The 13,365-nt window shown below is 59.9% G+C and carries 9 protein-coding genes and 2 pseudogenes; all 11 read left to right on the forward strand.

Translation table 11 applies throughout. The features are described 5' to 3' along the window. The first annotated feature begins 132 nt into the window (after nucleotides 1-132). On the forward strand, nucleotides 133-1,260 hold the full coding sequence (gene tssA / locus J2D73_RS02045; RefSeq protein ID WP_207878925.1) for a type VI secretion system protein TssA: 1,128 nt from the start codon (nucleotides 133-135) through the stop codon (nucleotides 1,258-1,260). A 57-nt stretch (nucleotides 1,261-1,317) separates the two neighbouring features. After that, complete coding sequence (tssB, locus tag J2D73_RS02050) at nucleotides 1,318-1,824, forward strand: type VI secretion system contractile sheath small subunit (RefSeq protein ID WP_086643095.1); 507 nt, start codon at nucleotides 1,318-1,320, stop codon at nucleotides 1,822-1,824. A 3-nt stretch (nucleotides 1,825-1,827) separates the two neighbouring features. Continuing rightward, nucleotides 1,828-3,321 (forward strand): type VI secretion system contractile sheath large subunit, encoded by a 1,494-nt coding sequence (gene tssC / locus J2D73_RS02055; protein WP_207878930.1) that lies wholly within the window; start codon nucleotides 1,828-1,830, stop codon nucleotides 3,319-3,321. A gap of 10 nt (nucleotides 3,322-3,331) precedes the next feature. Then, nucleotides 3,332-4,954 (forward strand): type VI secretion system contractile sheath large subunit, encoded by a 1,623-nt coding sequence (gene tssC, locus J2D73_RS02060; RefSeq protein WP_207878934.1) that lies wholly within the window; start codon nucleotides 3,332-3,334, stop codon nucleotides 4,952-4,954. Then, a complete protein-coding gene (locus J2D73_RS02065; protein WP_207878936.1) occupies nucleotides 4,951-5,754 on the forward strand; it encodes a type VI secretion system accessory protein TagJ in 804 nt (267 codons plus the stop codon). The genes tssC (J2D73_RS02060) and J2D73_RS02065 overlap by 4 nt, the downstream gene beginning before the upstream one ends. Then, on the forward strand, nucleotides 5,751-6,251 hold the full coding sequence (gene tssE, locus J2D73_RS02070) for a type VI secretion system baseplate subunit TssE (protein WP_207878941.1): 501 nt from the start codon (nucleotides 5,751-5,753) through the stop codon (nucleotides 6,249-6,251). Before J2D73_RS02065 ends, tssE begins: the two co-directional genes overlap by 4 nt. A gap of 3 nt (nucleotides 6,252-6,254) precedes the next feature. Beyond that, the gene (gene tssF / locus J2D73_RS02075) at nucleotides 6,255-8,072 is read left to right on the forward strand and encodes a type VI secretion system baseplate subunit TssF (RefSeq protein WP_207878943.1); all 1,818 of its coding nucleotides are present in this window, start codon (nucleotides 6,255-6,257) and stop codon (nucleotides 8,070-8,072) included. Continuing rightward, entirely contained in the window at nucleotides 8,069-9,187 is a 1,119-nt protein-coding gene (gene tssG / locus J2D73_RS02080; RefSeq protein ID WP_207878950.1) for a type VI secretion system baseplate subunit TssG, read from the forward strand. The genes tssF and tssG overlap by 4 nt, the downstream gene beginning before the upstream one ends. 701 nt (nucleotides 9,188-9,888) lie before the next feature. Next, nucleotides 9,889-12,165, forward strand: a complete 2,277-nt coding sequence (locus tag J2D73_RS02085; RefSeq protein WP_207878952.1) for a Hint domain-containing protein — start codon at nucleotides 9,889-9,891, stop codon at nucleotides 12,163-12,165. Nucleotides 12,166-12,234: 69 nt separating this feature from the next. Further along, nucleotides 12,235-12,487: pseudogene (locus J2D73_RS20630) on the forward strand (transposase); the annotation flags it as partial. A gap of 99 nt (nucleotides 12,488-12,586) precedes the next feature. Further along, a pseudogene (locus tag J2D73_RS02090) lies at nucleotides 12,587-13,331 on the forward strand (IS5 family transposase); the annotation flags it as partial. Between the last annotated feature and the right edge of the window lie 34 nt (nucleotides 13,332-13,365).

Raw genomic sequence — 13,365 nt, forward strand, 5'->3', positions numbered from 1 at the left:
TCCGTTGCTCATAGTCCTCAGGCGGACAAGTTAAGCGTTCGCCAGAACGACCGACGCCAAGAACTGACCAGACCCAGTTCGAAACCAAAGCTCGGAAGCGAGCGCCACACGCGAAAGGTTCGACACGTCGGCATGCTCGATTCCACCCAGGAGCAGCTTCTGGAGCGTGTAGCGGCGCCTTTGGGCGACGACGCGCCCTGCGGCGTGGACTTACGCGAAAATCTGGCTCCCCAGTCGCTCTATTCCCGCCTCCGCGACGCTCGCTCCGAGGCGCGCGCTCAGGAACGCACGCTGGATGACGATCCTTCAGCCGGAATAGGCGCGGGACCGTCCTGGGCGACTGTCGCGGAACTTGCGGAGGAAGCGTTGACCGGCCTGAGCAAGGACCTTGAGGTCGGTTGCTGGATGACCGAAGCGCTCACGCGCCAGCTTGGCCTTGTCGGTCTGGCGCTCGGGGCGCGGATCATGACCGCGCTGGTCACGTCATTCTGGAACAGTGGCTTATATCCAAGCCTCGAGGCGGACGACCCGGAGGTCCGCACCTTTGCCGTTAGCGGATTGAGCGGCAGCGAAAAAGACGGCTCACTGATCCAGCCACTGCGTAAAATCGAACTTTTTACGCTTTCCAACGGCGAGCCGCTGACATTCTGGCAATATGAGCGAGCCCGTGAAATTTCGGTTATGGGCGCCAAGGCAAAGAGCGGCAATTTGCCGACTCTGGAGGCCCTCGAAGCGATCGCAAGAGGTCCTGGGCGACCTCAACTCGCCACCATGGGGCGGGAAGCCGCTTTCACCAGAATCGCGTGGAGCGAGTTTCAGTCGTCGTTGGAGACAATTCACCAGACGACCGATACACTCCCCGAGACGCCATCAATGACGCGCGTCGCCCGTATCCTCGATGAACTGGTCCAGATAGCGGCGCGTTATGTTCCCCCCGGCGAACTTCAGCTTGAAAGCGTGGAGGCAGAGGAGGAAGCAGCGCCAGTGACCGACGACGAGGAAATCGCCGCCTTGTCGGACAACCCGACCGCGTCCGCACACCCCAAACCCTTGACGCGGGAGGATCTTCTTGACGAGGCGCTGAGGATCGCCGCCTTGTTCCGGGAGCGAGAGCCCAACTCGCCATTTAGTTACACTCTTGAAGACGCCGTCCGCCGCGCGCGGATGACGCTGCCAGAGTTGTTGCTTGAAATTGTCGCCGACGGCGCGTCACGAGCCGACATCATGACGCGCCTGGGCATCCAGACCCCTGAGGGCTGAGTTTTAATAACGTCGGCGACCAGACATCAGGCCGCCGCAAATGAATGGAGCAGTCGAGTGAGCGGAAGTATTCACGACAAATTGGCCCGCGTCCGTCGCCCTCGCGTCCACATCACCTATCAAGTGGAGACAGAAGGCGCTGAGGTCATCAGGGAACTGCCCTTCGTGGTCGGCGTGGTCGGAGATTTCTCGGGAGACCCGACCAAACCGCTCCGTCCGTTCGCCGAACGGCGCTTCACCCAGATTGATCGCGACAATTTCGACGAGATCATGCAACGCATGGCGCCCGGTCTGAAGCTGAAAGTGGCCAATACGCTCGCTGGCGGCGACAAGGAAATGGCCGTCGATCTGGCGTTCAATAGCATCGAGGATTTCGAACCCGGCCGTGTTGTCGATCAGGTTCCCGCGCTGAAAGCCCTTCTGGAAACACGCAACAGGCTTCGCGACCTTATGAGCAAGGCTGATCGTTCGGAAGAGCTGGAACTGCTGCTCGAGCGCATCCTTAAGGACCAGAACGAACTCAACGCCCTTAGCGCCGAACTTGCAAAGAAGACGGAGGATTGATCAATGTCTGAGACAAACGCCTCGCCCCAATCCGCCCCCGCCAGCACCACAGAAGCGTCATCCAGCCTTCTTTCGCAGGTTGTCGCCGCCACCCGCCAGACCGAGCCGGACCGTGCAGCGGACCTCGTCCGCACATTGGTCGAAGAGGCCGGAAAAGGCGTCATTTCCTTCGACCGCAACCTGACCCGCACGATCGAACGCGCCGTGCAGGCGCTCGACGAAGCGATGTCGACGCAGCTCAATGCGATCATTCACGATCCGCGGTTTCTCAAGCTTGAAGGCAGCTGGCGTGGCCTGCACTATCTGGTCAAAAATAGCGAAACCAGCAACAACCTGAAAATCCGCGTGGTGAACGCCACAAAGCGGGAATTGCACCGCGATCTTACCCGCGTGGTGGAATTCGACCAGTCCATGCTGTTCCGCAAGATTTACGAGAACGAGTTTGGCACTCCAGGCGGTGAGCCTTATGGCGCGTTGATCGGTGATTATGAATGGTCCAACGCACCTGAAGACGTCGAGACGCTGCGCGAAGTCAGCCATGTCGCTGCAGCGGCGTTTGCGCCGTTTATCTCTGCCGCTGGCGCTGGAATGTTCGGCTTCGACGACTGGACCGAACTGTCGAGGCCCCGTGATCTCGCCAAAATTTTCGATACGGTCGAGTATCTGAAATGGCGCGGTTTCCGTGACAGTGAAGACAGCCGTTTCGTCTCACTCGTGATGCCGCGTGTTCTCAGCCGCCTTCCGTATGGCGACGGCGTAAAAGCCATAGATGAGTTCGATTACGAGGAAGCGCCTCGCGCAGCCGACGGCAAGCCTCTGGCGTTGCCACACAACGAATATTGCTGGATGAACGCGGCCTACGTCATGGGCACGCGCCTGACCGAGGCATTCGCGCGGACAGGATTCTGCACGACCATTCGAGGCAAGGAGAACGGCGGCCTGGTTGACGACCTGCCGCAGCACATTTTTCAGTCGGACGATGGCGACATGGACGCCAAGTGCCCGACAGAAATCGGCATTACCGACCGCCGCGAGAACGAGCTGTCAAACCTCGGCTTTCTGCCGCTCTGTCACTACAAAAACGAAGACTACGCGGTTTTCTTCGGCGCCCAGACCACGCAGAAGCCAAAAACCTATGATCTTCCCGCAGCGACCGCGAACGCGGCAATCTCGGCCCGTTTGCCCTACATCATGGCGACCAGCCGTTTCGCGCATTATCTGAAGGTCATGGCGCGCGACAAGATCGGCTCGTTCATGGAAGTCGAAGATTGTGAAAAATGGCTGAATAAGTGGATACAGCGCTACGTCAACGCTTCTGATGTCGTCGGGGCAGAAAGCAAGGCGAAGTATCCGTTGCGTGACGGCCGCGTCGCGGTTCAGGAGATTCCCGGACGTCCGGGCGCCTACAACGCCGTGGCGTATCTCCGCCCCTGGCTGCAGCTTGAGGAACTGACCACCAGCATGCGTCTTGTCGCCCGCATTCCCGAGCGGACCTGACACAAGCTGAATGAGCGCACCCGCCCTCACTGAGTCTCCCCGCACGGGGGCCACGGCCTGCTCCACAGAGCCGACCGTGGCCCCCTCTCTTCGGGAAGCGCTTCTCGGCGGGGCGCATACGCGGCGGGATTTCGATTTTTCCGCGTTCGAAGACTTTCTTCGCGACGACTCGCAGGCGCTGGCGCTGTGGTTCGGCGACGCCCTGCCTCCCGTATCGACGCTACGGGACATGGATCGCGACCAAATCAAGGAGCTGCTCCGGGGCCGCATTGATCGCGACGTCGCCGCAATCGACACGGCGCTTCGCCGTCAGACGGACGCCATTTTGCATCACCCAGCCTTTCAACGTCTGGAAGGTTCCTGGCGCGGACTACTGTGGCTGGTGTCCTCCATAGAGCCGCACGCTCGTGTCATCGCGCGCGTCTTTTCGGCCAGACGACGCGAAATCTCCCGGGATCTGGAAAGGGCGCTGGAGTTCGACCAGTCCTCCCTGTTCAAACTGATCTACGAAAGCGAGTTCGGCCATCCCGGCGGCCAACCTTACGGCCTGATCGTGTTCGACTACGAACTGGCGCACCGGGCAGGCCCTCGCGGTCTTGCAGGCGACGCGCCCACCGACGACGTCATGATGCTCAAGCGGCTCGCTGCAATCGCCGCCGCCGCATTCGTGCCGGTCGTCGCCGCCGCATCTCCGCGCCTGTTCGACGTCGACCAGTTCTCCGAGTTGACCCTCGCGCGAGAAATCGCGGTCGTAGTCTCGAACGAAGAACATCGACGCTGGAACTCCGTCACGCAGTCGGAAGATTCCCGCTTCATATGTGTCACCCTGCCGCGCATCCTTGCCCGAGCGCCGTGGACGCGCGCAACCACTCGCGGACAGCATGTGGAATACGCTCCAACGGAACGCGAGCGTAGCTGGTTCTCGGCCGGTTACGCGCTCGCCCGTAACGTTGTCCGCGCCCAGACGGAGTTTCGCTGGCCCGCCGACATCCGCGGCGTGACGCCTGGAGCAAACAGCGGCGGCGTGGTGCTCGACGCCCCACGCGACCCATTCGTATTCGGAGCGGCGACGCAGCTTTCACGCGCTTCCACCGAACTCTCATTCACCGACCAGCAGGAACGTGCGCTGGCGTTGTCAGGCTTTATGGCGCTCAACACACTTCCCTACGGCGAAGTCGCGTTCGCCTCGGTCTCCAGCCTGCAATATACGCCTCCGGGTTCCGACCTTCCCACGCCAGCGGCCGCCAACCGGCGTCTTTCGGCGGAAACCAATGCGCTATTATGCGTCTGTCGTTTTGCGCACCACATCAAGATGCTTGGCCGCGACATGGTTGGGCGCCATACGTCTCCCCCTGAAATCGAGCGGGAATTGCAAAAATGGCTCAACCATTACTGCAATATGAGCACATTGGCCTCCCGCGAAAGCCGCGCGCGTTTTCCACTTCTCGCAAGCGCCGTTCAGGTCTCGGAGGCGACAAGTCGCCCCGGCGAGTACCACTGCGTCATTCACCTGCAACCCCATTATCAACTTGACGACGTCTCAACGACGTTTCGTCTGGTGACCAGTCTGGCGCCCGACGGCGGGACGCCAGGCGGCGTCGCCCTCACCACCAAGAAGGACAAACCCGCATGACCACAGAAACCGTCGACGCCCTGTTTCAGCGCGGAGATCTGTCTGGCGCTCTGACCGCCGCCGTCGCCGCCGTCAAGGCCAGCCCGGCTGCAGCCGGGCCACGTCTCCTGCTTGCTGAACTCGCCCTGTTCAGCGGTGATCTGCAACGCGCGGAGACCATGTTGACGGCCATCGAATCCATCGAACCGAAAGCCGCTCTTATCGCCGCTGAATTTCGTCAACTGCTTCGCGCCGAAACCCAGCGCCGCGCCGTCTTCGCCGATGGCGCCTTGCCGGAGTTTTTGCAGGAACCGACGGTGGTTCAGCAGGAGTCCTTGCGCGCGCTGACGGCGCTGCGATCCGGCGACGACGCCAGCGCACAAGGCGCTGTAAAAGCCGCCGAGAATGCTCGCCCACATCCGACGGGTGAACGCATCGTCGGCGCCGACACGACCGCGTTCGACGATTTCCGCGACGCCGACGACATCATCGGTGGAACGACCGAGTTGCTGACTTCAACCGGGAAATATTTCTGGATTCCGAACGAATCTCTGATCAGCCTGCATTTTCACGACCCCGTCCGCCCGCGCGACCTCTACTGGCGTCGCTGCACCGCAATGGTGCGTAACGGCCCGGAGGGCGATGTCTATATTCCCGCAACGTACCCTCTGACCACAGCGTCCGATGACGACGCCCTTCGCCTTGGTCGGTCGACCGACTGGACGGAGAGCGAACCTGTGCGCGGCATTGGCCGCCGTATGTTCTTGATCGGAGAAGAATCTCTCGACGTCATGGAGTTGGGAACACTCGAATTCTCATGAGATCGCCGCGTCCCAAAGCGTCACGCGTCACGTTATCGGTACTAGACCGCCTTCTGGATGAGCATCCGGAACGAGAAACCGAGCGCCCGCTAGGAACGGGGGAGAGCATGGCTGCGCTTCAACGTTCTGTGCAACGGGACCTGGAGCTTTTGCTCAACGCGCGACGCCCGTGGACGCTGTTACCGAAAACGGGCTTCAGCCTTGCTGCCTCTCCAATGGGTTACGGGATGATCGACGTCACGGCGAACGTCATGTCCAATCAGGAGGAACGCGACGCCATACGCCGCGAAATCGAGGCGACCATACGCCGCTTCGAGCCCCGGCTGATCAACGTCCGGGTGTCGCTGCTGCCGGATAATGCGCCGCTGAGCGCGGTGATACCCTTGATGGTGGAAGCCTACCTGCTTGTGGACCCGGAACCTGAATACGTGCGTTATGATACGGCGATCTCCCCCTCACGCGAGAACGTGACGTTGACCCAGCAACGCGAAGTCTGATCGATGCCGAACGACCTCACCAGCGCCTATCAACGCGAACTTGAAGCGATCCGCGACCTCGCCGCGCAATTCGCCGACGACCATCCGAAGATCGCGCAGCGGCTGCGGTTGACGCGCGACACTGTCGACGATCCGCATGTGGAGCGGTTGCTGGAGGGCGTAGCGTTCCTCTCCGCCAGAACGCAGCAGCGTCTGGACGATGAATATCCGGAACTAACGGACGCCCTGCTGAACATTTTGTATCCGCATTATCTCGCGCCGGTTCCGTCGTCGTCGGTGGCGCAGTTCTTCTGCATGCCGGATGCGAAAACGCCCCTTCCGGTGGCGGCGGGTTCCGAATTGCAGACCGGCGCCCTCGACGATGTGCGCTGCCGCTTTCGCACGACCATGCCGATCGAGGTCTGGCCAATACGCGCGCATGACGCACGCTTGATGGGCACGCCGATCGACGCGCCTGCGCATCCTGCCTCCCATCTGGCGACGAGTTGCCTCCGGGTGACGCTCTCCCTGACGGACCCGCAAGCGCAATTCGACGAAATTGCGCCGTCTCGCCTAAGATTTTTCATCCACGGCGCCCCTGCGCAAGCCATACAGCTCTATGAACTGCTGTGCCAGCATACCATTGGCATGGCGCTGGCGGACGGACCAAATGATGTCCGACCCACGCTGCTCACGCCCTCGCAATTGCAACCCGCTGGTTTTTCGCCCGAAGAGGCACTGCTGCCGTGGCCTGAACGCTCGTTCGTAGGCTTCCGTCTTCTGACGGAATATTTCGCGCTGCCCGAAAAATTCCTCTTCATCGACATCGACGGCCTCGACGCCCGCACGGTGGTCTCCGACAAGAACAAGATCGATCTTTTCATTTATTTCGACCGATCATTTCCAGAGTTGCAGCGAAACCTCCGCCCGGACGCGCTCAAGCTGGGCTGCGCGCCGATCGTCAATCTTTTCCCGGGCCAATGCGAACCGCTGCGTCTGACACACACCCAGACCGACTATCCCATTGACGCCGACCTCGCGCACCCGGAGGCTTACGAGATCTGGCAAGTCCAAAGCGTGCGCGAGATTGAACCTGACGGTTCGACGCGTCCCTGGCGCCCGCTTTATCAGGAGCTCGCGCACGACACAGGCGATTCCGCGGGCGTCTACACGCTGATCCGTCGCGCGTCGGAATTCGTCGCACAGGGCACGGAAACACGACTGGCGCCGATAGACTTGCAACTCGACGCGCCGGAAAATGCGGACCGCCTTCTGTCCATCGACGCGCTGCTGACCAACGGCGCGCTCCCTTCGCGCCTGCCATTCGGGGGCTCCAGCCAATCGCTGCAACCGACAGAAGGGCTTGGCAGTGTTACTGCCATCGACTGCCTGCTCCCACCGACCCAGAGCTGGCGCGCGGATTTGCGCCTGCGCAACAACTGGCGCCTGATCTCGCATCTGACGCTCGGGCGACTCTCTCTGGTCGGCGGCCCTCAGGCGGCGGCCTCCCTCCGCGAAATTCTCAGCCTTTACGACATGCGTCGCAGCGAACAGACCGCCGTCGCGATCTCCAGCCTCGTCGCGGTCGACGCGCGAGACGCGATCGCTCGCCCGCCCGGCGGCAAACTCGGCAGCTTTTGCCGCGGGCTTGACGTCACCCTGACTTTCGAAGCCTCCCGCTGGGCCGAAGACGGGCTGTTCCTGCTGGCGAGCGTGATTGAGCGGTTTCTAGCGCTACATGTCACCGTCAACACCTTCGTGCGCACCACCGTGCGGCTCACCGGGCGTCCGGACCCGATCGCCCGCTTCCCTGCGCGGGCCGGATACAGGACCCTGCTGTGAACGACGGAACGCCCGACATCGCTCACGCTTCGGCTGATACGGTTCCAACACCCACCGTCACGCCAGACGCCGAGCGTCGCGACGACCAGACGCCGATCAGCGTCCGAACCCTCGCCGACTCGCTGCTTGCTCAGGTTATCGAAGAGCCCACACGCTTTTCCTTTGACGCCGCCGTAGAAATCGTCCGGCGGGCGCACGCCTCTCGCGACGTCCCCGACGCCGTCCAGTTCAAGACTCCCCCCGGCCTCGCCACGCCCGCCAGCGACGTTCTCTCCGTCAAGGCGCGCGGGGATGGGCGACACGACGTCACGACCGCGTTCTCCGGTCTTACCGGCCATGGCGGAACGATGCCCCGCCCCTACACCGCGCTGGTCGACGAGGAACATCGCAAACGGTCTCCTGCGTTGTCGGCGTTCATGGAGGTTCTGGCGCAGCGCGGCATGGCCCAGTTCGCCGAAGCTGGCGCCAAATATCATCCACACCGACAGCACGAAGATCCCCGGCTCCGCCCGGAGAAAGCCGCTTTCGCCAGAGCGCTGTTCGCGCTAACGGGATACGAATCCGACCACGATCGCCAGAGGCTTGCGATCTCGCCTTTGCAATTGCTGTATTTTTCAGGAACGTTCGCGTCATGGCCGCGATCCAGCGAACGTTTGGCGTCGCTTCTGCGAGAATGGCTGGCGACCAATGTCCAGATAGAGCAGTTCTCCGGCGTCTGGCGCACGCTCGACCCGGATCAGCAGAGCGCCCTTCCCGCTCCCGGGCGAGATGGACAGTTCTCGCAACTGGGCGTCGACGCGGCCATAGGGCAACAGACCTGGGACGTTAACACGCGCATTAACATCGTGATCGGCCCGCTGTCCTATACGGACTTCGAGTCTCTTTTGCCTGACAAGAAGAGATTGCAGGAATCGCTCGGCGTCGTCGCCGCGTATCTGGACGATCAGGCTGAAGCCGCAGTGACTCTCTCGGTTAAGAGCAATGAGGTGCCCGACGCGCGCATCGGTGAGGCGCGTCTGGGCTGGACAAGTTGGCTCGGCATATCCAGCGGTCGAGAGAACGACGTCTTTGACGTCGTCTTCGACTCGACAGCGCTCGCCGCCGCTCAGGTCTGAAAAATTCCGTCGGTTTAAAGACCTTCGCCATGCGCGCCGAAATCACCGCGGCCAAACCAGACCAATACTTACGAAGCACTGTGTTGCAGATGAGAGATCTTACCTATCCGCACAACTCTCTGAAATTGCGCTCCTTCAGTTGGCGCAGATCACATTAGATCGCATAATCAACGAAGTAACGGATAGTTTTCACAAGACACGGATTCAGCGCAATTGCGGCGCCTATGTAGCAATTGCCCCACCGGTTCTGCATCGCCTGAAGCAGCGCTGTCACGTTAACTGCGGTAGTTTGAAGGGTGGCGACAATTCAGGCGTTTCATGCGGAGAGCGTGTTTTCGGCATTACATTGGGCGAACGCGGTCAGGCGGTGGAGATGCCGGCGAAGAGTGGAGGCTCCCGAGGCGATAGGGCTATCTGCATGACAATGACAACGACCACGGCACAGCCTGCGCGCAAACGCCGCCCGAACTTCAGGCTGCACCAGCGCAGCATCTCATATGAGACGACAATTCCACGGTGGAGCGACACTTACTCTATCAGCCGAAAGCGATGACGTTTGTAGCTCACAGATCCCGCGCTGACGCCACAAAACTACCACCCCCTCACTTAACCGTCAGAGTTAATGTGACAACATAGGTGGACGTTTCTTTTGGAACTGGGTTAAGTGAAAAATCCATCATCTGGCAGGATCCAACACACACATGGATGCGATATCGCGCCTCTCCGTAACGAGCGGGGGGACTGTCTCATCAGGGCAGAACGTCACCCTGAGTTCAGGCAACAGCTCTGGCGTTACTGTGCTGTCAGGGGGTGTGCTCAGCGTAACTGGTGCAGCCGTCGTCTCCGCAATTTCGGTTCAGAGCGGGGCGAATGTTTATGTCGCAAACGGCGGGATAGTTTCCAGTGGGGTTGTTAGTGGCCAAGGAGCGCTCCTTGATGTCCGGTCGGGCGGTACAGCCGCCGCAGTAAGCGTGGTCGGCGACACAGGGATTCCCATATTGCGGGTCGAGGCGGGCGGGACAGCGATCAGTGCTTATGTCTCTGGCGCGAATCCGGTGTTGCAGGTTTATGGCGGCACAGCCATTTCCGCACAGCTCGTTGGGAGTGGCGCAGGCGTTGATGTCCGCTCAGGCGGCGTAGCGTCGGGCTCGGTCGCATCTGGCGTGGGCGCGAATGTTACCGTCAGCAGCGGCGCCTCGATCAGTAGCCATATCGGCAGCGGCGGCAGTCTCGTCCTAAGGGGAGCAGGTGTAGACTCAGGCACAGTTGTGAGCGCGGGTGGCGCTGGGGTAATCTACAACGGCGCCTCCATGAGCAACACTGTCTTTCAGGGCGCCTCCACGCTTCAGGTCAGCGGTGGTACGCTTACGAATGTATCGGTGATGTCCGGTGCGACTGAAAACGTTTATTCGGGAGCCTCGGTCAGTAACACGCTGATGGCCGGCGCGACTTTGAATATCGTTGGAGGGGCGTCTGTAGGAACGACTGTTGCAAGCGGGGTCACCGAGAACGTCACTTCCGGGTACGCCTCCGGCAATACGATCCAGTCTGGCGGTGTGCTGAACGTGACCTCAGCGGGAACGCTTTCTGGAACAACAACATTGGCTAACGGGGCGACGGCAAGCATTACAGCCAGCGCTGGTGGCGTCATTAACCTCGCGGGCAGCACAAATGTCGGCCTCACCATAAACGGGCTTGCAAACGGCGGCGCAGCGACGACCCAAATTCAGGGGTTTGACGGACAGGGCTCTGGTGCATCCGACGGGATCGTCGTTGCGGGCGTCAAGGCGTCCGACATAACAGCCGTGTCATACAGCGACGCAAATCATGTGGTTCTGACCACAACGTCCGGCAAGACCATCACGCTGTATATCAACGGCGTGCAAAGCGTCGGCTACTCACTCGTATCCGACTCATCTGGCAATCTGATTTATGAAACCTGTTTTTTAGCTGGATCAATGATCCGAACGCCGAAGGGCGATCTCCCGGTAGAGGACCTTAAGATAGGTGATGAGATCGTAACGCTGTTGGGCGGCGTCGAGGACCTGCGCTCTGTCGTCTGGGTGGGTTCAAAGAAGGTCATAGCCGAAGTCGGACGTCCCGTAGATCAGGCCGGTTATCCGATACGTATTCTCCGAAATGCGATTGCAGACGGAGTACCTTACAAGGATATGTTGATTACGCCTGAACACGGCTTGTTGTTTGACGGCAACTTCGTTCCCGCGCGCATGCTCGTGAATGACCGGTCTGTTTTTTATGATCGGTCCATCACAGAGTATGAGTATTATCACGTAGAGACGGAAAAACATTCTGTCATTGTCGCGGACGGCGCGCCCACGGAAAGCTATTTAGACACCGGTAATCGCCAGACCTTCCGCCAGCATGGCCCTGTCGCCCGTCTCGGCGGAAAACCGCGCTCGTGGGCGAATGATGGAGCGGCGCCGCTAGAAGTTCGTCGTCACGTGGTTGAGCCGATATTCCGAAGGATCGAGGAGCGCGCGGTTAAATTCCAGCACGACAAGGTCAGGTACGATCGAGTGCTGACAGGGGACGCAGATCTGCATCTTGTAACCGACAGAGGTCAGATGGTTCGCAAAAGCGGCGAAGTGGACGGAGTGATATCGTTCAAACTCCCGTCTGACACGAAATCTGTTCGTCTTGTATCCCGAACCAGCAAACCCTCCGACGTCATCGGCCCCTTTGTAGATGACCGTCGTGAGCTTGGCGTTCTGGTCGGTGAGATCTCCGTATCGACAGGCGCCAGTTCGTATTCTCTGGACGAGCATCTCTTCAATGACGATCTCTCGGGCTGGGAGGTCGTAGAGACTTCTCCGCGTCGATGGACCAATGGCAACGCCCTGATTCGACTCGCATCGCGTACGGGGCAGGGTGATATTCTATCTGTGCGTATTCTGGCTGCAGGGCCTTATGTCCTGGAGCCCCGGCACGATGAGGCGCTGATCGCAGCTGTCATTTGATGCGCCTTTGTTGCAGAATTTGTGGAGACGGGATTCTCGGGGGTGAATTTGCTCTGATCGCTGGACGGCATGAGCAAGCCACCTCCTACCCATTACCGGACGATGAACTGGCGATCCTATAATACGGCTCTGAAGAATCGCTGGTCTCTGACTGTGTGGTTTGATCCTTCGATGATCTGGGAAGGCCTACCGACGGGCCGGCGCGGATGACGGCAGAGGACAGTGAAGTCGCGATCCAGTCTCGTCCGACGCTGAAATTCTGTTTGGCTTTGCCCTGCGGCAGGCGACCGGTTTTGTCGAAAGCTCGCTGCAGCTGGTCGGTCCAGGGCGCGTCGTCAGTTAGGACGCCGCGCCATGAAGCTTGTAATTCCACTTAATCTGCGATGTTTTCTCTCTGTTTTTGGAATGGAGAGAACTGTGAATGCGTTGGTACGGCCTGGGCGACAGTCAATGGGAGCGGATAAAGGATCTTCTTCCAGATCGTGAAAGTCATGTTGGCGAGACGGCTGCGCATCACCATCTGTTTGCCGATGCGGTGCTGTATCGTTACCGCGCAGGCATTCCCTTGCGCGATCTGCCGGTCCGCTTTGGTGACAGGAAAAATGTCCACCGACGCTTACGCCGCTGGTAAGAAGGCGGTGTGATCGAACGGATTTTCCGGCATCTGATCGCCAACCACGACAATGATTACATGATGATCGACAGCACGATTGTCCGCGCTCACCAGCACAGTGCAGGCGCCCGCAAAAGAGGGGCGCAGATCACCATCGGGCGGTCCCGGGGCACCCTGGCGACGAAGATACCCGCTATTATTGTCGATGCTGCGAGATTGGCTGTAGCGCTTTCCTGACGCCAGTACAAACGACGGACATCACTGAAGCAGAATCTCCCCTCGATGAAGTCAATCCGGCAACCTTTATTGCCGATAAGGCTTATGACGCTGATCCACTCATAGAAAAGCTCGAGATCACACCGGTTACTCCCTCAAGAATGAACCGGCGTCGCCCACAAAAAATCAATTTTCTCGGTTTTACAAAAACAGAAACACCATCGAACGGTTCTTCGCCAGACCGAAGCAATTCAGGGACATTGCAACACGATACGACAAGCTGAAATCAACATCCATGGCACCAATGCAACTCGTCTCGGCCATCATCGGAATTAACTGCCCCCCTAATCAACGCATGAACCGCAACACAC

The organism is Acetobacter sacchari, from assembly GCF_017377715.1.
Lineage (GTDB): Bacteria > Pseudomonadota > Alphaproteobacteria > Acetobacterales > Acetobacteraceae > Acetobacter > Acetobacter sacchari.

Excerpts from the sequence above, each read along its gene's own strand:
- tssA (WP_207878925.1), top strand. The coding sequence starts at position 133 with ATGCTCGATTCCACCCAGGAGCAGCTTCTGGAGCGTGTAGCGGCGCCT.
- tssC (WP_207878930.1), top strand. The coding sequence starts at position 1,828 with ATGTCTGAGACAAACGCCTCGCCCCAATCCGCCCCCGCCAGCACCACA.
- tssC (WP_207878934.1), top strand. The coding sequence starts at position 3,332 with ATGAGCGCACCCGCCCTCACTGAGTCTCCCCGCACGGGGGCCACGGCC.
- J2D73_RS02065 (WP_207878936.1), top strand. The coding sequence starts at position 4,951 with ATGACCACAGAAACCGTCGACGCCCTGTTTCAGCGCGGAGATCTGTCT.
- tssE (WP_207878941.1), top strand. The coding sequence starts at position 5,751 with ATGAGATCGCCGCGTCCCAAAGCGTCACGCGTCACGTTATCGGTACTA.
- tssF (WP_207878943.1), top strand. The coding sequence starts at position 6,255 with ATGCCGAACGACCTCACCAGCGCCTATCAACGCGAACTTGAAGCGATC.
- J2D73_RS02085 (WP_207878952.1), top strand. The coding sequence starts at position 9,889 with ATGGATGCGATATCGCGCCTCTCCGTAACGAGCGGGGGGACTGTCTCA.